The 21,903-nt window shown below is 72.7% G+C and carries 18 protein-coding genes; 12 read left to right on the forward strand and 6 right to left on the reverse strand.

All coding sequences use genetic code 11. The features are described from left to right. On the reverse strand, positions 1-4,747 hold a 4,747-nt coding region (locus ABZ956_RS11445), incomplete at its 3' end, for a beta-ketoacyl synthase N-terminal-like domain-containing protein (RefSeq protein ID WP_361890536.1). A 709-nt stretch (positions 4,748-5,456) separates the two neighbouring features. On the opposite strand from ABZ956_RS11445, the gene lspA reads away from it, so the two are divergent. From lspA to ABZ956_RS11460, 3 genes are all read left to right on the forward strand, one after another. Continuing rightward, complete coding sequence (lspA, locus tag ABZ956_RS11450) at positions 5,457-5,996, forward strand: signal peptidase II (RefSeq protein WP_361890539.1); 540 nt, start codon at positions 5,457-5,459, stop codon at positions 5,994-5,996. A gap of 160 nt (positions 5,997-6,156) precedes the next feature. Continuing rightward, positions 6,157-7,383 carry a PLP-dependent aminotransferase family protein gene (locus ABZ956_RS11455; RefSeq protein WP_361890542.1) on the forward strand — a complete coding sequence of 409 codons (1,227 nt, stop codon included), beginning with the start codon at positions 6,157-6,159 and terminating at the stop codon, positions 7,381-7,383. 44 nt (positions 7,384-7,427) lie between these two features. Continuing rightward, positions 7,428-7,799: a nuclear transport factor 2 family protein gene (locus tag ABZ956_RS11460; RefSeq protein WP_361890545.1), complete on the forward strand. Its 372-nt coding sequence runs from the start codon at positions 7,428-7,430 to the stop codon at positions 7,797-7,799. A gap of 31 nt (positions 7,800-7,830) precedes the next feature. On the opposite strand, the gene ABZ956_RS11465 is transcribed toward ABZ956_RS11460, so the two are convergent. The 4 genes from ABZ956_RS11465 to ABZ956_RS11480 form a co-directional block, all read right to left on the reverse strand. Then, positions 7,831-8,973 carry an MAB_1171c family putative transporter gene (locus ABZ956_RS11465; RefSeq protein ID WP_361890548.1) on the reverse strand — a complete coding sequence of 381 codons (1,143 nt, stop codon included), beginning with the start codon at positions 8,971-8,973 and terminating at the stop codon, positions 7,831-7,833. After that, on the reverse strand, positions 8,958-9,491 hold the full coding sequence (locus ABZ956_RS11470) for a hypothetical protein (protein WP_361890550.1): 534 nt from the start codon (positions 9,489-9,491) through the stop codon (positions 8,958-8,960). Before ABZ956_RS11470 ends, ABZ956_RS11465 begins: the two co-directional genes overlap by 16 nt. Positions 9,492-9,572: 81 nt before the next feature. Continuing rightward, positions 9,573-10,052: an XRE family transcriptional regulator gene (locus tag ABZ956_RS11475; protein ID WP_361890552.1), complete on the reverse strand. Its 480-nt coding sequence runs from the start codon at positions 10,050-10,052 to the stop codon at positions 9,573-9,575. A gap of 278 nt (positions 10,053-10,330) precedes the next feature. After that, positions 10,331-11,512, reverse strand: coding sequence for an amidohydrolase family protein (locus ABZ956_RS11480; protein ID WP_361890555.1), 1,182 nt, complete (start codon positions 11,510-11,512; stop codon positions 10,331-10,333). Positions 11,513-11,802: 290 nt separating this feature from the next. Here ABZ956_RS11480 and ABZ956_RS11485 point away from each other — a divergent pair, with 290 nt between their 5' ends. From ABZ956_RS11485 to ABZ956_RS11510, 6 genes are all read left to right on the forward strand, one after another. Continuing rightward, on the forward strand, positions 11,803-12,294 hold the full coding sequence (locus ABZ956_RS11485) for a hypothetical protein (RefSeq protein WP_361890557.1): 492 nt from the start codon (positions 11,803-11,805) through the stop codon (positions 12,292-12,294). A gap of 1 nt (position 12,295) precedes the next feature. After that, a complete protein-coding gene (locus tag ABZ956_RS11490; RefSeq protein ID WP_361891424.1) occupies positions 12,296-13,489 on the forward strand; it encodes a DUF6545 domain-containing protein in 1,194 nt (397 codons plus the stop codon). 129 nt (positions 13,490-13,618) lie between these two features. After that, positions 13,619-14,026: a cell division protein SepF gene (locus ABZ956_RS11495; protein WP_361890560.1), complete on the forward strand. Its 408-nt coding sequence runs from the start codon at positions 13,619-13,621 to the stop codon at positions 14,024-14,026. A 24-nt stretch (positions 14,027-14,050) separates the two neighbouring features. Beyond that, the gene (locus ABZ956_RS11500) at positions 14,051-15,199 is read left to right on the forward strand and encodes an ATP-binding protein (RefSeq protein ID WP_361890562.1); all 1,149 of its coding nucleotides are present in this window, start codon (positions 14,051-14,053) and stop codon (positions 15,197-15,199) included. Continuing rightward, the gene (locus ABZ956_RS11505) at positions 15,196-15,600 is read left to right on the forward strand and encodes a nucleotide pyrophosphohydrolase (protein WP_361890564.1); all 405 of its coding nucleotides are present in this window, start codon (positions 15,196-15,198) and stop codon (positions 15,598-15,600) included. Before ABZ956_RS11500 ends, ABZ956_RS11505 begins: the two co-directional genes overlap by 4 nt. Before the next feature lie 119 nt (positions 15,601-15,719). Beyond that, a complete protein-coding gene (locus ABZ956_RS11510) occupies positions 15,720-16,178 on the forward strand; it encodes a DUF6099 family protein (RefSeq protein WP_361890567.1) in 459 nt (152 codons plus the stop codon). Between the two features lie 44 nt (positions 16,179-16,222). Here the strand turns inward: ABZ956_RS11510 and ABZ956_RS11515 are convergent, their stop codons facing one another. Then, a complete protein-coding gene (locus ABZ956_RS11515; RefSeq protein WP_361890570.1) occupies positions 16,223-16,450 on the reverse strand; it encodes a hypothetical protein in 228 nt (75 codons plus the stop codon). A 317-nt stretch (positions 16,451-16,767) separates the two neighbouring features. On the opposite strand from ABZ956_RS11515, the gene mmuM reads away from it, so the two are divergent. The 3 genes from mmuM to ABZ956_RS11530 are packed head-to-tail and all read left to right on the forward strand — an operon-like array spanning position 16,768 to position 21,894. Continuing rightward, positions 16,768-17,685, forward strand: coding sequence for a homocysteine S-methyltransferase (gene mmuM / locus ABZ956_RS11520; RefSeq protein ID WP_361890573.1), 918 nt, complete (start codon positions 16,768-16,770; stop codon positions 17,683-17,685). A gap of 34 nt (positions 17,686-17,719) precedes the next feature. Next, the gene (locus tag ABZ956_RS11525) at positions 17,720-19,294 is read left to right on the forward strand and encodes a 3' terminal RNA ribose 2'-O-methyltransferase Hen1 (protein WP_361890576.1); all 1,575 of its coding nucleotides are present in this window, start codon (positions 17,720-17,722) and stop codon (positions 19,292-19,294) included. Then, positions 19,291-21,894 (forward strand): polynucleotide kinase-phosphatase, encoded by a 2,604-nt coding sequence (locus tag ABZ956_RS11530; RefSeq protein ID WP_361890579.1) that lies wholly within the window; start codon positions 19,291-19,293, stop codon positions 21,892-21,894. Before ABZ956_RS11525 ends, ABZ956_RS11530 begins: the two co-directional genes overlap by 4 nt. Positions 21,895-21,903 lie beyond the last annotated feature (9 nt).

A 21,903-nucleotide genomic window follows, 5' to 3' on the forward strand; every position in this document is an offset into this window, starting at 1 on the left:
AGTGGCCGATGTCGGTGGGGGTGTGGTGGGGGTGGTTCTGGAGGTGGTGGTGCAGGCGTGCTGCCTGGTCCTGGAGGGCCTGGGGGGTCTTGGCGGTCAGGAGCCAGGGCGCCGGCAGCGCGGCGTCCGGCGCCGGGCCGGCATCGACAGCCGCGGACTCCTCGCTCTCCGCCGCTTCTTCGAGGATCAGGTGGGCGTTGGTACCGCTGATGCCGAAGGAGGACACGGCTGCGCGTCGCGGATGGTCGGTCTTCGGCCAGTCCTGGTCGTCGGTCAGCAGCTCGATGTCGCCCGCTTCCCAGTCGACCTTCGGCGAGGGCTCGTCCACGTGCAACGTCCGGGGCAGCTTCGCGTGGTGAAGCGCCATGACCATTTTGATGATGCCGGCGGCGCCCGCGGCGGCCTGGGTGTGGCCGATGTTGGACTTGATGGAGCCGAGGTAGGCGGGCGCCTCGGCGCTGCGGTCCTGACCGTAGGTGTTGAGGAGTGCGTGGGCTTCGATGGGGTCGCCGAGGGTGGTGCCGGTGCCGTGGGCTTCGATGGCGTCGACGTCGGTGGGTGCGAGGTTGGCGTCGGTCAGGGCGGCGCGGATGACGCGTTCCTGTGAGGGGCCGTGGGGTGCGGTGAGTCCGTTGCTGGCGCCGTCCTGGTTGACGGCGCTGCCGCGGATGACGGCCAGAACCGGGTGGTTGTTGGCGCGGGCCTGGGAGAGGGGTTCGAGGAGCAGCATGGCGCTGCCCTCGGCGAAGCCGGTGCCGTTGGCGGTGGCGGCGAACGCGCGGCACCGCCCGTCCGCCGACAAGCCGCGCCGGCGACTGAACTCCACCATCGTCTTCGGCGTCGCCATCACGGTGGCGCCACCGGCCAGGGCCATGCCGCACTCGCCGCGGCGCAGGGCCTGGACGGCGAGGTGGGTGGCCACGAGCGAGGAGGAGCAGGCGGTGTCGACCGTGATCGCCGGGCCCTCCAGGCCGAAGGTGTAGGCGATACGGCCCGAGGCGACACTGTTCTCGTTGCCGGTGAGAAGGTGCCCCTCGTACTCGACGGGAACCACGGGCGGCTCGTAGTGGTTGCGCATCACACCGGCGAACACGCCCGTGTCGCTGCCGCGCAGCGTGTCCGGGTCGATCCCGGCCCGCTCCATGGCCTCCCAGGCGTTCTCCAGCAGCAGGCGCTGCTGGGGGTCCATGGCGGCCGCCTCGACGGGGCTGATGCCGAAGAAGGCCGCGTCGAACCGGTCCGCCTCGTGCAGGAACCCGCCACCGGTCGCGTAGAGCTTCCCCGACGCGTACGGGTCGGGGTCCGGGTCGTAGAGCGCGTCCAGGTCCCAGCCGCGCCCGGTGGGGAACCCGGAGATCGCGTCGGTGCCCTCGGACACCAACCGCCACAGGTCTTCCGGCGAGTTCACACCGCCCGGATAACGGCAGGCCATGCCGATGATCGCGATCGGCTCCTGGTCGTCGACGGGGCCGCGCCGGGCCACGTCGGCACCGCGGTGCTCGCCCGTCGCCTCCGCGCGCAGCCTGTCGGCCAGCAGGGCGGGCGTGGGGAAGTTGAAGATCAGGGTGGGGGAGAGGGACAGCCCGGTCGCGGCGGTGAGCCGCTCCAGGAACTCCACCACGCCCACGGAGTCGAAGCCCAGGTCCTTGAACGTCCGTGTGGTGTCCACCGACGCGGGCCCGGCGTGGCCCAGGACGTCCGCCGCGGTGGACCGCACGAGGTCCACGAGCTCCTCCCGGCCGAGCGCCCGTACGCGCCCGCCGGGCCCGGCCACGGCCTCCTCCGGGGCAGCGGACGGCGCGCCCAGATGCGTACGCCGCCAGTCCGCCAGCGCGGGCAGGACCTCCCGCAGCGCCGGGTGCCGCTCCTCGTCCATGCCGAGCGCGTCGGCCAGCGCCGCCGCGTCCGCGCGCTCCACCGCCTGCCAGAACGGGCTCTCGGCCGCACCGATGCCGGCCGTGTCCTCCAGCCAGTGCCGCTGCCGCTGGAAGCGGTAGGTGGGCAGCGCGACCCTGCGGGCAGGACGCCCGCCCAGACCGGCACGCCAGTCGACGTCCACGCCCCGGACGTACAGCTGTGCCACGGACGTCAGCAGCCGGCGCCGGCCGCCCTCGCCGCGTCGCAGCGTTCCGACGACCGTCACCGGACCGGAGGGCTCCGCCCCCGCGCCGGCGGCCTCGTCCACGGTCGGCTGCAGGGCCGTCGTGAGCACAGGGTGGGCGCTGACCTCGACGAACGTCCGGTGACCGGCCGCCAGCAGGGCACGGGTGGCGTCCTCGAACCGTACGGGGCTGCGCAGATTGCCGTACCAGTAGTCCGCGGTCAGCTCCGCGGTGTCCAGGGCCTCACCGCTCACAGTGGAGTAGAAGGCGACCTCGCCGGAACGGGGCGTGACGCCGGCCAGGGCCGCCTGCAGTTCCTCACGCAGGACCTCGACATCGGCCGAGTGGGAGGCGTAGTCGACAGGGATCACACGGGCCCAGGAGCCCTCGGCCTCGCACTCGGCCACCAGCCGCTCGACGGCTTGCGCGGTGCCCGAGACCACGGTGGAGAACGGCCCGTTGACAGCCGCGACCTCCAGCCCGTCCCCGGCCGCGCGCAGCTTGTCGCGGACCCGCTCCACCGGCAGCGAAAGGGTGGCCATCGCACCGCTGCCCGCGAGCCGGGCCAGGGCCAGGCTGCGCAGGGCCACGATCTTCGCCGAGTCCTCCAGCGACAGCGCCCCGGCCACGTACGCGGCCGCGATCTCCCCCTGGGAGTGGCCGACCACGGCGTCCGGGCGCACCCCGAAGGAGCGCCAGACGTCGGTCAGCGCGATCATGACGGCCCACAGGGTGGGCTGCACGACGTCCACGCGCTCCAGCGGCGGCGCGCCCGGCACCTCGTGCAGCACGTCCGTCAACGACCAGTCCACGTACGGGCTCAGCGCCCGCTCGCAGGCGGCGATGCGGTCCCGGAACACGGGCGAGTCGGCCAGCAGCTCACGGGCCATGCCGGCCCACTGCGACCCCTGCCCGGGGTAGACGAACACCGTCCGGCCCGGGGCGCCGGCCGTGCCCCGCACCAGCGCGGCGTCGGTGTCGTCCGCCGCCACGGCCCCCAGCGCCCGCGTGAACTCCTCCCGAGCGGAGGCGATCACGACGGCGCGGTGCTCCCACGCGCCGCGCGTGGTGGCCAGCGAGAGCGCCACGTCGGCCGGGCGCGGCCCGGGGGCGTCGGCGAGGAACTCCCGCAGCTGCCCGGCCTGCGCGCACAGGGCCTCCGGGGTGCGCCCGGAGACCACCCACGGCACGACGCCGCCGGCGTCCTGTGCCGCGTCCACCGCGTACGCGTCGTCCTTCTCGTACTCCTCGTCGACGACCGACGGGGGTTCGCAGACGACCACATGGCAGTTGGTGCCGCCGATGCCGAACGAACTCACACCGGCGACGAAAGCACCGGCCGTGCTGTCCCATACGGCGGCGTCCGTCGTCGCGTCCGTCACCACGCGCAGGTTCAGTTCCGCGAGCGGGATGTCCGGGTGCGGCGTCGTGAAGTTGAGGCTGGGGGCAAGAGTGCGGTGCTTGATGCACAGGGCCGTCTTCACCAGGCCGACCACGCCGGCGGCCGCCTCCAGATGCCCCACATTGGTCTTGGCCGAGCCCACGAGCAACGGCGATCCGTCCGTGCGCGCGGCGCCGAGTACGGCGCCGAGCGCGGCGGCCTCGACGGGGTCGCCGACCTTGGTGCCGGTGCCGTGCAGTTCCACGTACCGCACCCGGTCCGGGCCGATGCCCGCCCGCTCGTAGGCGAGCCGCAGCACGTCTTCCTGCGCCGAGCGGTCCGGGACCGTCAGGCCCTCGCCGCCGCCGTCGTTGTTCACCGCGCTGCCGCGTATCACGCAGTAGACGGAATCGCCGTCGGCCAGGGCACGGGAGAGGGGCTTGAGCACCACGACCGCGCCGCCCTCGCCGCGGACGTAGCCGTTGGCCCGGGCGTCGAAGGTGTAGCAGCGGCCGTCGGGGGAGAGCGCGCCGAGTTTGGCCATGCCGAGCGCGGCGTCGGGCAGCAGGTTCAGGTGCACACCGCCGGCCAGCGCCAGCCGCGACTCGCCGCTGCGCAGGCTCTCGCACGCCAGGTGCACCGCCGCCAGCGACGACACCTGACCGGCGTCGACGGTCAGGCTCGGCCCGCGCAGGCCCAGGACGTAGGAGACACGGTTGGCGATGATGCCCCGCTGGACGCCGGTGACCGCGTGCGCGCTGCGCGTCGCGGTGCCGCTGCGGTCGAGGAGGGTGGCGTAGTCGTTCGACGCCGCGCCGACGAAGATGCCGGTGGGGCCGTCGCGCCACTCGGCGGCGACGATTCCCGCGTCCTCCAGCGCTTCCCAGCTCAGTTCCAGGGCGAGCCGCTGCTGCGGGTCCATGACGGCCGCCTCGCGGGGCGAGATGCCGAAGAACCCCGCGTCGAACTGGTCGACGTCGTCCAGGAAACCGCCCCAGCGCGTACGGTCCTTCTGCTCGTCGGAGAGTTCCGCGGCCGGCGCCACGTCCTGGGGCCAACGCCCCGGGGGCACCTCGCCGATGGCGCTCTCTCCCCGGCTGAGCAGGCGCCAGAACTCCGCGGGACCGGCCGCTCGCGGAAGCCGGCAGGCGAGGCCGACCACCGCGATGTGATCGTCCTGCGTCAGGTTCTCTTCCGGCGTGTTCGTTCCCGAGGTGTTCCGTTCCGAGGCAGAGTCGGAAAACACGTCGTGCAGGTCGGTCACTGCGCCCCTCATTCACCGTGGCGATGCGCGGGCGTCAACTGGTAACAGCCCAAGTCCGAATTGGAATATCAGCGCACGCGGCCCGATGGAGCCGCGGCTCGAATACACGTGAAACGGGACCCTGTCGCGTCCGCGAGTCCCCCGACTCCCCCTGTCAGTAACGCCTGGCGGTTTCCGTCGCGAGAGGACGTCATGCGGGGGTGCGACAAACAAGCCGTCAATCAGCTGTCCGCCCCCCGTGGCGTCGCGCCGCCGAACCGCGCGATTCAGACACTGTCATGAGGGGGCATGTCTTGGGCAAGGGTTGATCCAGAGTCAGCGATGAGATCGAGCCACCGTGTGTCCGGTGAGGGTGCGCGGAAAAATGCCCCATGAAGGAACGTTCCCCTCGGTGGCGCCGGCCCCCTACCTCCGGTGAGCGGCGGGAAAGGCCGTCGTGTCCCGTCAGGGCCGGGGGCGGGCCCGTCCCTCCGCCTTGGCGAAAAATCGATCACGAAGGTCTCAGTTGATCGAGCTCCCAGGTTGCCCAACGGCAGGAAAAACGCCAGGTCAACGCCCGGAGGCGGGATCGGATACGCACGGTTGTGCCCCCTGCGGCTGGCCTACACTGCTCGTGCGCCGCCAGGGTGCCCGGCGGCCGGACGGACGGTGTGCCACCACACAGCCCGAGGAACGTCATTGACCAGCGGACAGACCCACGGAGAACCCCATGACGACGAGTGAATCCACCGATGCCCTGCCGCGGCGGACGGGCCTCGTCGTCATCGTCGCGCTGGTGCCGCTGGTGCTGGACCTCGTCACCAAGCAGATCGCGCTCACGCACTTCACCGCCGACGAACCGGTGCGGGTGCTCGGCGGTCTGCTCCGGTTCAGCCTGGTGACCAACGCGGGCGCGGCCTTCTCCATCGGCGAGGGCGCGACGTGGCTGTTCAGCCTGGTCAAATTCGCCGTGATCTGCGGCATGCTGTGGTTCTCGCTGCGGATCCGCTCCCGCATCTGGGCGGTCACCTTCGGCCTGATAATGGGCGGCGCGGCCGGCAACCTGGTGGATCGCGTCTTCCGCGCGCCGGCCCCGCTGGAGGGCCGCGTCGTGGACTGGATCCAGCTGCCGAACTGGCCCGTCTTCAACGTCGCCGACATGGCCGTCGTCTGCGGCGGCGCCCTCGTGGTGTGGGCGTCCTTCCGCGGCATCAACATGGACGGCACCGTCGAGTCCTCCGGCTCCACCGAGCCCGCGCGCACGGACTGAACGTCCCCGCACCGCACGCGGCATGCCCCTCGAGGGCAGCCGACCTCCGGCCGTGACACGACGAGGTGTGCCGCCGGTCGCGCCCTGGCGCGCCTTTCCGTGACATCCCTCCGGCTTTCCGCGCCGCGCGTGCCGCGCATCCGACTACCGAGGAGTCCCCGTGACGCACACCCGTATTCCCTTCGGTGGGGAGGAGCTCGGGCCCCTGCTGGCCCGGCGCACCCACCGGGTCCGCTCCGACGCGATCCGCGACATCCTGGCCGCCGCGGCCGTGCCGGGGATGCTGTCCCTGGCGGGCGGCATCCCGGCGCCCGAGAGCTTCCCGGTGGAGCGGATCTCCGAAGTGACGGAACGGGTCATGGCCCGTTCCGGAACCAGCGCCTTGCAGTACGCGCCGACCGAGGGCCTGCGGCCGATGCGCGAGGCGCTCGCCCGGTACGCGAGCGCCACGGGCGCCGCCGTACCCGTGGACCGGGTCATGGTCACCAGCGGCAGCCAGCAGGGGCTGGACCTGGTCGCCCAGACGCTGCTGGACGAGGGCGACACGGTGGCGCTGGACGACCCCAGCTACCTGGGCGCGGTCCAGGTCTTCCAGCGCGCCGGAGCCCACCTGCTGGCCGTCCCCGGCGACCGCAACGGGATACGGACCGACATCCTCGAAGAGCGGCTCGCGGCGGGCGCCCGGTGCAAGCTCGTCTACGTCGTGCCGAACTTCCACAACCCCACCGGCGCGGTCCTCAGCGCCGGGCGCCGCGCGCACCTGGCCGCGCTCGCCGACCGCTACGGCTTCCTGATCGTGGAGGACGACCCGTACGCCGACCTGACGTTCACCGGCGAGCGCCTGCCCTCGGTGGACGTGCACAGCGACCGCGTGATCCGGCTGATGAGCCTGTCCAAGATGCTCTGCCCGGGCCTGCGCGTGGCCGGCCTCGTCGCCCCCGCCGCGCTGATCCCCGAACTGGTCGCCGCCAAACAGTGCGGCGACCTGCAGACCAACACCTTCGGCCAGTACGTCCTCGCCGACCTGCTGGGCGACGAGGACTTCCTGCCCCGGCACACCGAGCGGCTGCGCGGCCTGTACCGGGGCAAGGCCCAGGCGCTGGCGGCCCTGCTGCGCGAGCGTCTGCCCCAGCTGTCCTTCGGCGAGCCGCGCGGCGGCCTGTTCCTGTGGTGCGCGGTGGACGACGCCCGCGTCACCGCGGACGCCCTGTACGCCAAGGCGCTGGCCGAGCGCGTGACGTTCGTGCCCGGCGCCCACTTCTGCGTCGAGCGGGACGGCTCGCACCTGCTGCGGCTGTCCTACGCCACGCTCGACGACGCGCAACGACGGGAAGCCGTGGACCGGTTGTCCGTCGCCTTCGACAAGGTCCTGGCCGACGCCGGCTGACCTCGCCCGCCCGCAGTCGCACACACGAGAGAACGGGGACACCCATGACCACACCGCCCGCCGAGCGCTCCGCCGACGTCCTGGTCGGCGACCTCTTCCAGGTGATCGACAACCGCCGCTGGGCCGACCTCGCCTCGGTGTTCGCCGAGGACGCCGTCTACGAGCGGCCCGGGTACGAGCCGCTGGAGGGCCTGGCGCGCATCCGCCGGTTCTACGAGCACGAGCGCGTCATCGCCGCCGGCCGTCACCACGTGGAGCACGTGGCGGGCGGCGCCGAGGCGGTGGCCTGCTGGGGCCGCTTCCTGGGCAGCGACAAGGACGGCGGCGCCCTCGACGAGGCGTTCGCCGACACCTATGTGCTCCGGGACGGCAAGATCCTGCGCCGTAAGACGTTCTTCTTCCGGCCGGCCATCTGACACCGCGCGGCGCGGTCGTCCGGCGGGGCCGCTAGGCGGCCGTGCCGGACAACGCCGCCTTGTACGCCCGCAGGGACGGCGAGCCGTAGGCATCGGCGACCCGCAGCAGATGGCCGATCTCGTCCGAGAGGTCGTTCGCGGCGGGCCCGGCGAGGTTGACCGTCTGGGACCGCGGCGGCCGCCCGTCGCACCGGGCCTCCAGGGCGGCGGTGAGCCAGCAGGCCGTCACATGGGCGTTGACCAGATGCTCGGGGACGGCCTGCTCGGCGACGTGCCGGTGCACCGCGTCGAGAGCGTCCGGAGTGACGTAATCACGCAGCACGATCATCGCGTCCCGGATCTCGATCACCCGCCGGTACAGCCGCAGTTGCAGGGGCATCGCCGCGGCCCACAGACGGTTGCCCGGCTCGAGGACCACGTCGGGGCTGGCCGCGGTGAGGTCCCGCCACAGCGGGGCGAGCCTGCGGTAGGTGCGCCGGTACCGGCGGTGCGTACGCAGCTGGATCACGACCGGCGGCACGGCGCCGATCGCCATGAACCAGGCCTCCACACCGGCGACGGGGGAGAACCAGGGGCAGACGGCCGCCGAGCGCGTGTGCAGATAGACGAGCTTGAGCACCCACAACAGGGACGCCAGCAGGGTCCCGGTACCGAACAGCCGCAGCCCCAGGCGCAGCAGCCGGGGGGTGTCCTGCCGGCCGTAGCGCCAGCACACCACTCCGCAGGTGGTGTCCGCCACCAGATGGAAGACGAAGAAGAGCCACCAGTACGCGAGGGGGACGCCCGGCGTCGCCGCCGAACCGGCGATCTGGTTGCGGTCGTGGCCGGGCGCCCCCAGGTCCAGGAGCACCAGGGCGGCCATGACCGTCGCGGCGGTGCAGAAGAGCAGGGCGGTGTGACGGCGGCGGTCCGCGGCGCCGAAGATGAACCACAGCACCGCTGCCGCGTCGAGAATGCTGAACAAATGTTTGGTCAGGTCGATCCAGTGCTCGTCCGGCACCAGGTGCGCCAGCGCGGCGGTGACCGGTTCCAGGTGGAGCGACATCGCGAGCGCGATCATGCCGATGGCCAGCCACAGGGGCCGCTGGGACCGGTCGCGCAGGCCCTGCGGGGCACGGGCGATCGCCACGACCCACAGGGCGGCGATGCCCGTGGTCTCTAACCACGCGGGCATGACGCTCCCGTGGTGCGCAGGCCGCGCAGCCCCATGGCGGACTCCAGCCCGCCCAGCATCCCCGAGAGCCGGGCCGGCGCGGGCAGCCGGCCGGCGGCCTCCAGAATGAGGGTGGCGATCATCTCCGCTTCCTGTTCCTGCTCGTCGGAGTAGCGCAGCCGGGGCAGCACCTGCCGGATCGACTGCGGGTCGGCGATGTCGAGGTGCCGGTACAGCCGTTGCCCGTCACCCTGCGAGCGGTGGTCGCACACCATGTGGCCGATCTCGTGCATGATGATGTGCTCCTGGTGCAGGGGGCTGGTCTGCGCGTCGTAGAAGACATAGTCGCCGCGTTCGGTGACCAGCCACATGCCCGACGGCGTGCCCGGGACGGTCGGCGTCGGCAGCGGCAACAGGTGCAAGGGGCGGGCCCGTTCGGCCGCCAGCCGGGTGCAGAGCTCCTGGGCGGAGAAAGGTTCCGGCAGGGGGATGCCGCTGATCACCTTGCGGCATTGCCGACGCAGACGCCTCCAGTGCATCTCGGCCCGCTCCCCGTGGCTCGTCCGGACAGGAGGGCACACCACCTCGTACCCGCGTCGCATCATGCCACCGCCCTGGGCTCAGGTGGGCGGAGGGGACGTCGACTCCTTCGCACACTGCTCCAGATCGCGGAGCTGCCGGATCATGTCCGCGGCCATGCGCTTGCCTTCCGGCGACAACGCCGCGAGATTGCCGCGCAGATACAGCGCGCTCACCCCGGCCTCGGCCATGGACCGGTCCAGCTCACGGCTGGCCAGGAGCTCCTCGTCGATCATTCTCCGCGCGACGTCGTCGTCGGTGAAATAGGAGACGGGCACCTCGAAGTACCGGGCCATCGCCACCAGATGACGCAGGGTGGGGTTCGTGCGCTCGCCGCGGTGCAGCTGCCACAGATACGGGCCGGAGAACGTCTCGCCCGACTGGGCGGCGATGGCCGCGGCGAGCGCTTTGTAGGACGGTTTGCCGTCCTCGCTCAGCTCGGCACGCAAAGTGATCAGGTGGTCGAGCTTCTCCGCCACCGTCAGCTTGCGCCGGTCCTGTCCGTCCCTCTCGCCGTTCATGGGCTGCTGCCCCCCTTTTGCATGGCACCAGTGAATGCGCCGGTCGACCTCCGACGACTGTGGGGCCACCCACACTTTGCCAGATATCGGGCGCAACTGAAACTCGTTCGATGGGTGTTGGCTTGTTCATCCTGGCTGACGCGGGAGGGTGAGGTCACCCCATCAAGCGGACTCGGACGCTCCGAAACCCTGCCCGCAGCACCCGCGCACCCACCCCCATGTCCCGCGATCAGCCGACGACTTGACGTCGCCCGGCGCGCCGGCCGCACCGCCCCTCGTCATGGCTCCCGGAAGGCCGGCAGACCGGCACGGTAGACCGCCCGGACCGCACGGATCGCGCCGATGTCCCGCACGGGGTCGCCGGCCACCGCCAGGAGATCGGCGTCGTAGCCGGGGGCGACACGCCCCTTGCGGTCCGCAAGGCCACAGGACTGGGCCGCGAGTGAGGTGACCGAGACCAGCGCCTCGGTGTTGGTGGCCACCTGCGAGGCGAAATAGACCAGGTCGCCGGGGAGCACGTCATGAGGCTTGTGCGGGTTGATGCCGGCGTCGGTGCAGCAGACGACGCGCACGCCGTGCCGGTGCATGTACGCCTGGTTCTCCCAGTACGGCTCGATCGTCCGCAGCACCTCGGCGGGCATGCCCTCGCGGGGTTTGACGACCGTGCAGCCGACGAACGTGCCGGCGGCGGCCATGGCGTCGACGGTCGCGGGATCGAGCCGCACCCCGGACGGCGTCATGAACGTGCAGTGCTCGATGCCGTCGACACCGGCGGCCACGGCATCGGCTATGCCCGAGGCCGCGTGCGCGTGCGCGGTCACCGGCAGCCCCAGCCCGTGCGCGGCCCGCGTGACCGCCCGCAGCTCCGCCGGGCTGTACTGCGCCCCTCCCGGATCCGAGCCCCTGGTGGACATCCCCCCGGTCGCCATGATCTTGACGAGGTCCGTCCCCCGGCGGGCGCGGGCGGCGACGGCCGCCACCGCCTGCTCGGTGTCGTCGGCCTCACCACCGAGGTACCAGCAGTGCCCGCCGCCCCGGGTGATGGGCGGCCCGGCCGCGAGGATCTGCGGCCCCAGCGCCCCGGCGGCGTACTCCTCGCGCAGCCGCAGCGCGAGGTACCCGCGGTCGCCGAGGTCGCGCACCGTGGTGATCCCGGCCCGCAGGGCGCGCGCCGCGTGCTCCCGCATCCGGGCCAGCACGGTGGCGTCGTCGTCATGGACCATCTGCTGCTCGGTGGGGCCGGCGGGGTCGAAGACCAGGTGGCTGTGCGCGTCCACCAGCCCCGGAAGCAACGTCACGTCCCCCAGGTCCGTCACGGCCACGCCCTCCGGCGGGTTGGCGCCGCTGACATCGACGTCGGTGATCCGCCCGTCGTCGACCAGGACCATGACCGGGCCGCGGTGCGCGGTGACCCCGTCGAATAAACGGGCGGCGCGTATGGCCGAGCGGGAATCGTCCACGGACGTTGCTCCAAATGTCGTCGAGATGGCGGCAGGCCCGGCGGTGCGCCGCGCACGGCGTACAGGCAGGAAACCAGCAGGAAACGGCCCACGGCTATCAGATCGTTCCCCATGTGTCCACTGCGATGTACAGTTGAACAGCTGATCGGACAGGCGGGGGACTTGGGGGAGTCACCGGGTGGGGTACGGCGCGTCGGGAGATGATTCCGCGAGAGCCAGGACATGTCGTGCAACCCCATCGGAGAGTGATGAGTCGGCGATGCCCGCCTACGCAAGGAAGAGGTAAGCCCATGACTGGTAAGCATGTGCGGGCCGAAGCCGAAGAGCTCGTCATGAGACTCCCCGACCTTCCCCGCCCGTGGGACATCGAGGCGCTGTGCCGTTCCCTGGCGCAGTCGCGGGGCCGCCCCCTGACGCTGCATCCCATGGACCTGCCGGCCATGCCCTTCGGGCTGTGGTTCGACGACGGGTCCGGCGACCGCATCATCTACCGCTCGTCCGCCACCGGTTACTACCGTGACCACATCGTCCTGCACGAGATATGCCACATGCTGGCCGGCCACGGGAAACCGCCCGAGGAACTGCTGAGCGAGCCCGGCGCCGCGGACGCGACAGCCGCAGGAGAGCAGGGCGCGGGCGGCAAGGCGTGCAGCAACGCCGAGGAGGAGCTCGCCGAGACGTTCTCCACCATGGTCCTCAAGAAGGCCGGCCAGCTACGGCCGAAGAGCGTCAGCGCCGTCGAGCGCCGTGCCGAACAGCTGCTCGGAGCCGGCTTTGCATAATGTGCCGTCCTGGGTCGAGACCCTGCGCGGGGTCATCCTCTTCATCGTGTGGACCGTTCTGGTCCTGCGGATATCCGCTCTCTGGCGCTCACCCCAACGGCCCGTATGGGTCGTGCTGTTGGTCCTGGCGACCGGCTCGCTGATGATCCAGGCCCCGGTGGGGCGCTGGTTCGACGACACCACCGGCGTCGCCAAGGCCGGCGAACTGAGCGTCGCCCTGGTGGCGCTCACCGACTTCGCCGCCGTCTGGTGGTTCGCGGTAGCCCTGCACCGGGCCGGCCACGCCACCCCCGTATGGCTGCGCCGCGCCCCCGCGGTGAGCGCGGCCGTCATGGCCGCCCTCGCCCTGGCCTTCTTCGCCGTCACTCCCGCCCCCGACCGCTTCGGTGCCCAGGCCCACGGCTGGTGGGCCGGTTACGCCGTCGCCTGGATCACCTTCGGCCTGGTCACCGCGGTGGGGGCGGGCGCCCTCTTCTGGCGCCACGGCATCACCATGCGCAGCCCCGTGCTGCGCCTGAGCATGCTGGCGCTCGCCGTCGGCACCACCGCCGAGGTGCCCTATCTGGTGATCCGTGCCATCCGGTGGTTCACCGAGGCACCGCCCACGCTCGCCCTGGTCGGCTTCTGGTGCTCCTTCAGCCGCTTCGTCCTCGTCGCCCTCGGATGCTCGCTGGCCGCCCTCGAGCCGCTGCGGAAGGCGGCCCTGTACTGGTACCGCAGACAGCGTCTGTACGGCCTGTGGATGCTGCTGCGGCAGGCGACCCCCGAACTCGTCGTGATCACCCCGCGGTCCCGTACGGCGGACGTGCTGACGTTCACCAATGCCTGGGAACAGCTCCACCAGCGCGTCATCGACATCCGCGACAGCATCACCTTCCTGCACGACGGCTGGGCCTCGCCGCAACTGCTGCGGGAGGCGTCGCGGAAGGCCGCCGAGGCCGGTCACCGCGAACGCGAACGGCTGCTCGCCGCGGCGTGCTGGATCGAGGCCACCCGGCGCGACGCGCTGGCCGGATCGGCCAAGCTCCACCACGAGCTCGACAAGGACCTGCTGCCGGAAGTGCACGCCAGCGAGTCCACCGTGCACCGCGAGATCCGGCACCTGCTGCGACTGCACCGGGCCCTGCGCACCCGTACCGTGCACGCCTTCGCCGACAGCGTCCAGCACCGGCCCCCGGCCACCGCGACCTCATGAGGTTCGCTCGCTCCTTCGAGCGTGTCCCCCGTCGGGGAGCGGCGCGTGTCATTGGGCCTAACGGGGGTGTTTCCCCCTAAAATCGCGGGATGTACATAGCCAGCACGTTCCCCGGAAGGGTGTGATCCGGTGAACAGGTCCGAGGCCACCGACGAACAGTGGCAGGGACTGGCCGAGGTCGTCCCCTTGCGCGGACACCAGACATGGCCGTCCTGGCCCGACCACCGGGCCCTGCCCGAGGAGGAGCCCGAGCAGCACCAGCGGCGGCTCGTCGTGCTCCGCGTGCAGGTCTTCGCGGACGCGCGTGAGGTCGCCGAGTACCTGATCGCCCGGATCCCGGTGCTGCTGGACCTCACGAGCGCCGACTCCGACGTCGCCAAGCGGATCCTGGACTTCTCCAGCGGCGTCGTCTTCGGGCTGGGCAGCGGTATGCACCGTGTCGACACCAATGTCTTCCTGCTCGCGCCCGAAGGGACGGAGGTGGCCTCGGCGTACCCCGATCGTAGGAAGAATGATCAGCTGAAACGGTTTGGCTGAGCCGTCGCCGCATACGGTCCCGGCATGGACGCAGCCACCCAGCTTCAGCGCCCGGCCGTCACCGAACTGCGGCTTTCCGCCTTCAAATCGCACCGCAACGCCGTCTTCCCGCTCGGTCCGCTGACCTTGTTCCGGGGGCCGAGCGGCAGCGGCAAGTCCAGCGCCCTCCAGGCGTACGAGGCCCTCGCGCGGCTCGCGGGAGGCGACACCCTCGACGAGGCGCTCGCCCCCGTGGCGGGCGGCGCCGGCGCGTGCGTACCGCAGGGCGCCAGGCCCGACGGGCAGGGGCGGCGCGGCTTCCGCATCGGCTGCACGGTGGAGGGGCCGGCGGGGCCGGTCCGGCTGGACGTGGCCGTGCAGGCGGAGCCCGAAGTGCGCGTCGTCGGCGAACGGCTGACCGGTTCCGGGCGGACGCTGCTCTCCACCGCCCTGCGCGATCCGGGCCTGCCCAGGGTCGAGGCGGCCTGGCACACGGCGGGATCGGTGCCCGTCACCAGGGCCCCGCTGCCCGACGACCGGCTGGGCACCGCGCTGCTGCCGCTGCGCGTCGCGGGCAAGACGGCCGGACAGCGGATGGTCCTGGACGCGGCCGAACAGGTCGTGGTCGCCCTGCGCTCCGTCTTCCCCTGCGACCCGCGGCCGGAGCTGATGCGCGCCCCGGTGGCCGCACGTGACGGGCTGCTGCGCGGCGCGTGCGACAACGTTGCCGCGGTGCTGGCCCGCACCCGCAACGAATGCGTCACGCGTCACGCGGCCCTGGTCACGGCGGCCGGCGCCGGGTGCCGGGGCGAGGTCGAGGGGGTCACGGTGCAGGGCCTGGACGGCGGCTTCGTACGGGCGGTGCTGGCGCGGCGGTCGGGGTCGGCGACGCCCCTGGAACGGCTGGGGGACGGGGAGCTGCGGTATATGGCGCTGAGCCTGGTGCTGCTGACGGGGCCGGGGGTGCTGGCGATGGACCAGGCCGCCGAGGTGCTGCCGGCGCGGCAGGTGCTGACCGTCCTGGCGGACGGCCTCGACCGGTGCCTCGATCCGCGGCAGTCGCGGGAACTGCTGGGGCTGGCGGCGCGGATGTGCGAGCGGGGGCACATCAGGCTGGTGGGAACGGTGCGGGGTGCGACGGGGGAGGTGGCGGAGGAGGTGCCAGGGGCGTCGGTGGTAGACCTGGGGACGTGAGCGGACATCACCGGCATCAACTTCCCGAGCAGCCCCTCGATCTCCAGGCGCTCCAGCGGCGCCTGGCCGCGTTCGCGGCGGCGCGCGACTGGCAGCCCTTCCACACCCCCAAGAACCTGGCCTCGGCGCTGAGCGTCGAGGCGTCCGAACTGGTGGAGATCTTCCAGTGGCTGACGCCCGAGCAGTCGGCGCGGGTGATGGAGGCGCCCGAGACGGCGCACCGGGTCCAGGACGAGGTCGCGGACGTCCTGGCGTACCTGCTGCAGTTCTGCGAGGTGCTGGGGATCGACGCTCTGGCGGCGCTGTCGGCGAAGATCGACCGAAATGAGCGGCGATTTCCGGCACCTGGCCGACCGGGCGGCGGGGCCATGGATCAGGGGGATGGTCACTCTCCGGAGTGATGGGGATATCCACACCGCATCTGGTATCCACAGATTTCTGAATTCCCCTGGCTTTTCCGGCGGTTAGTCATCACTCTGGGTAGTGAGAGCGGGCGGACGGGAAATATGGGGGAACGGTCATGGAGGCAGCGCGGCTGATCGAGGCCACGAGGCACGCCCTGGCGCAGGCCAGGACGGTTCAGGACATCGTCGTCGAGGCGTGGCAGGCGCAGGCCCTGGCGGAAGCCGTCGGCAGTCGTCTCGCGGTCCAGGGGCCCTTCGAGGCGCGCGCGGCGGCCCGGGGTCTGAGCGAGGCCGGCTGCCGGGCCTCCGGCGGGCTGCGCCGGACGGCGTCGCGCGCCGGAGGCTTACGGGCGGCGCAGCTCACCGAAGTGCGCGACGCCTGGACGGTGCTGACCTGCCTCGCCGAGCTCCTCGGCGAGGTGGGCATAGCCCTGGTGGGCGTGGCCTGCGCCTGCGAGGAGGATGCCCTGTACTGGCAGTGCATCGAAGGGATCGACGCCGCCGACGAGACGACGGACCGGATAGGCGGACTGCTCAGACGGCTCGCCCTGCGTGAGCGGGGAGGTGCCGCATGAGGAAGGCGCTGAGCGCGGGCGCGTGCGCGCCCGTCAGGTGGAGGTCAGTGGGTGCCGGCGCCGCCCTGGTCCCCGGTCCGTTCGGCCGGGCCGGGCTGCCGGGCCGGCGTCGGCCGCTCCGACGACTGAAGGTCGGCGTCGAGCTGCGTCAGATCGGCGTTGAGCGCCGCCATCAGCTCCTCCATCTGCTGCAGCAGGCCCTTGGGTGCGCCCTGCTGCTGGGAAGCGGCCTGGGTGGGCACTGCCTCGTCGGGCACGGCTTCCTGGGTCATGGTGGCCTCCTCGGCCCTCGCCCTCCCGATGGGGGCGGGCGGCGTTGCGATCGTCGCCTCCGGCAGCGGACACCGGTGCGCGGGCCGGGCGGTCCGGCTCCGCCCGAGCCAACGATCACCGGGCGTGCCGGACACTGGCGGATCCCGTGCCGGCCCGTGGGGGCCAGGGAATTTCACCCGGCAGGAGTGAGCCGGACCGTGCGGGTGCGGGTGCGTTGACCGGGTGTTCGAAAGGGCGGAGCCGAGGGGGCAGGATGGGGGATCGACGGCCGCCGAGGCGACCGCCGGCCCGAACGAGGACACCGCGAAGGACCCCGATGGCCCCCACTACACGCCCCGCCACACCCCTCGCCGAGGCCCTCGCGCGCGGGCCGCTCGTCCTGGACGGCGGGTTGTCCAATCAACTCCAGGCGCAGGGCTGTGACCTGTCCGACGAGCTGTGGTCGGCCCGGCTGCTCGCCGACGCGCCCGAACAGATCGAGGCGGCGCACACGGCGTATCTCCGGGCCGGGGCACGCGTGCTCATCACCTCCAGCTACCAGGCCACCTTCGAGGGCTTCGCCCGGCGTGGGCTCGGGCACCGGGAGGCGGCGGTGCTGCTGGGGCGGAGCGTGGAGCTGGCGCGCCGGGCGGCCGGGCGGGCGGAGCGGGAGGTCTGGGTGGCCGCGTCCGTCGGGCCCTACGGGGCGATGCTCGCGGACGGCAGCGAGTACCGGGGGCGGTATGGCCTGAGCGTGGCGGAGCTGGAGCGGTTCCACCGGCCGCGGATCGAGGTGTTGGCCGAAGCCGGGCCGGATGTGCTCGCGCTGGAGACCGTCCCGGACGTGGACGAGGCCCGGGCGCTGCTCGCGGCGGTGCGCGGCTGCGGGGTGCCGGTCTGGCTGTCGTACAGCGTGGCCGGCGGTTCCACCCGGGCCGGGCAGCCGCTCGTGGAGGCCTTCGCGGTGGCCGAGGGGAACGACCAGGTCGTCGCCGTGGGCGTCAACTGCTGCGAGCCGGCCGAGGCGGATCGGGCCGTGCGGATCGCGGCCCGGGTGACGGGCAAGCCGGTGGTGGTCTATCCGAACAGTGGGGAGGGGTGGGATGCGCGGGCACGGGACTGGCGGGGGCGGCCCACGTTCGACCCCGCGCGCGTCGGCGGCTGGCGGGAGGCCGGGGCCCGGCTCGTCGGCGGCTGCTGTCGCGTCGGGCCGGAGCGGATCGCCGAACTCGCCGCGTACCTGGAAAACCCATAGGAGACGGGCCGGTCATGCCGGGATAATCGGCCGTGTGTTCCTGACGATCAGTACCTCCGGCGCTCCCGGTCGCCCCGCGACCGACCTCGGATTCCTGCTGCACAAGCACCCGGACAAGGCGCAGCGGTTCTCCACCTCCCATGGCACCGCTCACGTCCTCTACCCCGAGGCGAGCGCGGAGCGCTGCACGGTGGCGCTGCTGCTCGAGGTCGACGCCGTGGCGCTGGTCCGGCGTGGCAAGGACAAGGGGCGCGGTGGCGCACCCGACTCGGCCCTGGCGCAGTACGTCAACGACCGGCCCTACGCGGCGTCCTCGCTGCTGGCCGTGGCCATCGCGGGCGTCTTCTCCAGCGCCGTCAAGGGCCAGTGCGCGGCCCGGCCCGAACTCCCCGATCAGAGCTGGCCGTTGCGCATCGAGGTGCCCGTCCTGCCGGCCCGGGGTGGTGCGGCCCTGGTGGAGCGGCTCTTCGCACCGCTGGGCTGGACGGTCACCGCCCGGCCGGTGGAGCTCGACGAGCGGTTCCCCGAGTGGGGCGCCTCGCGCTATGTCTCCCTGGTGCTGGAGGGCGAGCTGCGCCTGGCCGACGCCCTGCGCCATCTGTATGTGCTGCTGCCCGTGCTCGACGACGGCAAGCACTACTGGGTGGCGCCGGACGAGGTCGAGAAGCTGCTGCGCTCCGGCGAGGGCTGGCTGGAGAGCCACCCCGAACAGCGCCTCATCACCAACCGCTACCTCGCCGGCCGCTGGTCCCTCACCCGTGACGCGCTGGAGCGTCTCGCCCTCGCCCGCCTCGCCGAAGCCGACGACACCGAGGCGGAGGAGCTCGACAACGCGGTGGACGAGAAGGACGAGAAGGACGAGAAGGAGGGGGCCGAGGGGGACGCGCTGGGCGCGCGGCCGTCCGTGCCGCTGGCCGTGCGGCGCCGCGAGGCGATCATCGGCGCGCTGCGCCGGGCCGGGGCGGCGCGCGTGCTCGACCTGGGGTGCGGCCAGGGGCAGCTGGTGGGGGAGCTGCTCAAGGACGTGCGCTTCACCGAGATCGTGGGCGTGGACGTGTCGGTGCGCGCGCTGAAGGAGGCTTCGCGGCGGCTGCGCCTGGACCAGATGCCGGAGCGGCTGGCCGCCCGGGTGACCCTGACGCAGGGCTCGCTCGCCTACACCGACCGGCGGCTCGCCGGCTACGACGCGGCCGTGCTCAGCGAGGTCGTCGAGCATGTCGACCCGCCCCGGCTGCCCGCGCTCGAGCACGCGGTCTTCGGCGCGGCCCGCCCGGCCACGGTCGTCGTGACCACCCCCAACGTGGAGTACAACGTCCGCTGGGAATCCCTGCCCGCCGGGCAGGCGCGCCACGCGGACCACCGCTTCGAGTGGAGCCGCGAGGAGTTCCGCGCCTGGGCGGCGAAGGTGGCGGAGCGGCACGGCTACGCGGTGGAGTTCGAACCGATAGGCCCGGACGACCCCGAGGTGGGGCCGCCCACACAGATGGCCGTCTTCCACAAGAACCCCGCTGACGCCGCCACGCACCGCGCCGGTGCCCCGCGTACCGCGCCGGCCCACGATCAGCACAGCAGCCCGACCGAGACCCCGAAGGAGGCGGAGGCCGTATGACCACGACGAGCATCCCCCTCGGCGTACCCGACCTGTCCCTCGTGGTCCTCGTCGGCGCCACCGGCTCCGGCAAGTCCACCTTCGCCGCACGCCACTTCAAGCCCACCGAGACCGTCTCCTCCGACGTCTGCCGCGGCCTGGTCAGCGACGACGAGAACGACCAGCGCGCCAGCAAGGACGCCTTCGACGTCCTGCACTACATCGTCGGCAAGCGGCTCGCGGCCGGGCGGCTGACCGTCGTCGACGCCACCAATGTCCAGTCCGAGCCCCGCAAGCAGCTCGTGCGGCTGGCCCGCGAGCACGACGTGCTGCCCGTCGCGATCGTCCTCGACGTGCCCGAGAACGTCTGCGCCGAGCGCAACGCGGCCCGCCCCGACCGGTCCGGCCTCGCCCGCCGCGTCATCCAGCGCCACCAGCGCGAACTGCGCCGCTCCCTGCGCCAGCTGGAGCGTGAGGGCTTCCGCAAGGTGCACGTCCTGCGCGGCGCCGAACAGGTGGCGGCGGCCGAGGTGGTCCGGGAGCGGCGGTTCAACGACCTGCGGCACCTCACCGGCCCCTTCGACATCGTCGGTGACATCCACGGCTGCCGCTCCGAACTGGAGAGCCTGCTCACCGCCCTGGGCTACGCCCTCGTCCGTGACGGGACCGGACGCCCGGTGGACGCGGCACACCCCGAGGGGCGCACCGCCGTCTTCGTCGGCGACCTCGTCGACCGTGGGCCCGACAGCCCCGGCGTGCTGCGCCTGGTCATGGGCATGGTCGCCGCCGGGCACGCCCTGTGCGTCCCCGGCAACCACGAGAACAAGCTGGGCCGCTTCCTGGGAGGACGGCAGGTCAACGTCGCGCACGGCCTCGCCGAGACCGTCGAGCAGCTGGAGCGCGAGGCGGAGCGGGATCCGGAGTTCCGTGAGAAGGCGCGGGAGTTCATCGCGTCGCTCGTCAGCCATTACGTCCTCGACGGCGGCTCCCTGGTCGTCTGCCACGCGGGGCTGCCGGAGAAGTACCACGGCCGCACCTCCGGCCGGGTCCGTTCGCACGCGCTGTACGGCGACACGACCGGCGAGACCGACGAGTTCGGGCTGCCCGTGCGCTACCCCTGGGCGGAGGACTACCGGGGCCGCGCCGCCGTGGTCTACGGCCACACCCCCACCCCGACGGCGACCTGGCTCAACAACACCATCTGCCTGGACACCGGCGCCGTCTTCGGCGGCAGGCTGACCGCCCTGCGCTGGCCCGAGCGCGAGCTCGTGGACGTACCCGCCGAGCGGGTCTGGTACGAGCCCGTCAAGCCGCTGGTGGCCGAGGCGCCCGGCGGGGCCGACGGCCGCCCGCTCGACCTCGCCGACGTCACCGGGCGCCGCGTCGTGGAAACCCGCCACCTGGGCCGGGTGGCGGTCAAGGAGGAGAACGCCGCGGCGGCCCTGGAGGTCATGAGCCGCTTCGCCGTCGACCCCCACCAGCTCCTCCACCTCCCGCCCACCATGGCCCCCTGCGCCACCTCGAAGGAGGAGGGCTATCTGGAGCACCCGGCGGAGGCCTTCGCCGCCTACCGCGCGGCGGGGGTGCGCCAGGTGATCTGCCAGGAGAAGCACATGGGCTCGCGCGCCGTGGTCCTGCTGTGCCGGGACGCGGAGGTGGCGCGCGAGCGCTTCCGCACCGGGGAGGGCCTGCCGGGGGCGGTGTACACCCGTACGGGCCGGCCGTTCTTCGAGGACGCCGGCCTGGCCGGGCGCGTGCTCGGCCGGCTGGGCGACGCCGTCACGGGCGCCGGCCTGTGGGCGGACCTCGACACGGACTGGCTGCTGCTGGACGCCGAGCTGATGCCCTGGTCGCTCAAGGCGGCCGGGCTGCTGCGCCACCAGTACGCGGCCGTCGGCGCCGCCTCCCGCACGGCCTTTCCCGGGGCCCTCGCCGCCCTGGAGGCGGCCGCCGCGCGTGGCGTGGACGTCTCCGGCCTGCTCGGCCGCCAGCGCGAGCGCGCCGAGGACGCCGCCGCCTTCACCCGGGCCTACGGGCGCTACTGCTGGCCGGTGGACACCGCGGGGGACGGGCTGGAGGGCATCCGGCTGGCACCGTTCCAGATCCTGGCCGCCCAGGGCCGCAGCCTCGCCACGCTCCCGCACGACGAGCAGCTGGCGCTGATCGACCGGCTCGTGGAGGCGGACCGCCCCCAGGACGGCTCCGCAGGGCTGATCACCCCCACCCGCCGCCTGGTCGTCGACACCGAGGACGAGGACTCGCTCGCCGCGGGCACCCGGTGGTGGCTGGAGCTGACCGGGGCGGGCGGCGAGGGCATGGTCGTCAAGCCGCTCGCGGCGTACGTCCGCGGGGCGGACGGCAGGCTCGTGCAGCCCGGCGTGAAATGCCGCGGCCGGGAGTACCTGCGCATCATCTACGGCCCCGAGTACACCCGCCCGGAGAACCTCGAACGGCTGCGCATACGCCACCTCGGCCACAAGCGCTCCCTGGCCCTGCGCGAGTACGCGCTCGGGCTGGAGGCGCTGGACCGGCTGGCGGCCGGGGAGCCGCTGTGGCGGGTCCACGAGGCGGTTTTCGCGGTGCTCGCCCTGGAGTCCGAGCCGGTGGACCCGCGCCTGTAGCGGGCCCCG

Origin of the sequence: Streptomyces sp. NPDC046261 (assembly GCF_040646235.1) — a bacterium.
GTDB lineage: Bacteria > Actinomycetota > Actinomycetes > Streptomycetales > Streptomycetaceae > Streptomyces.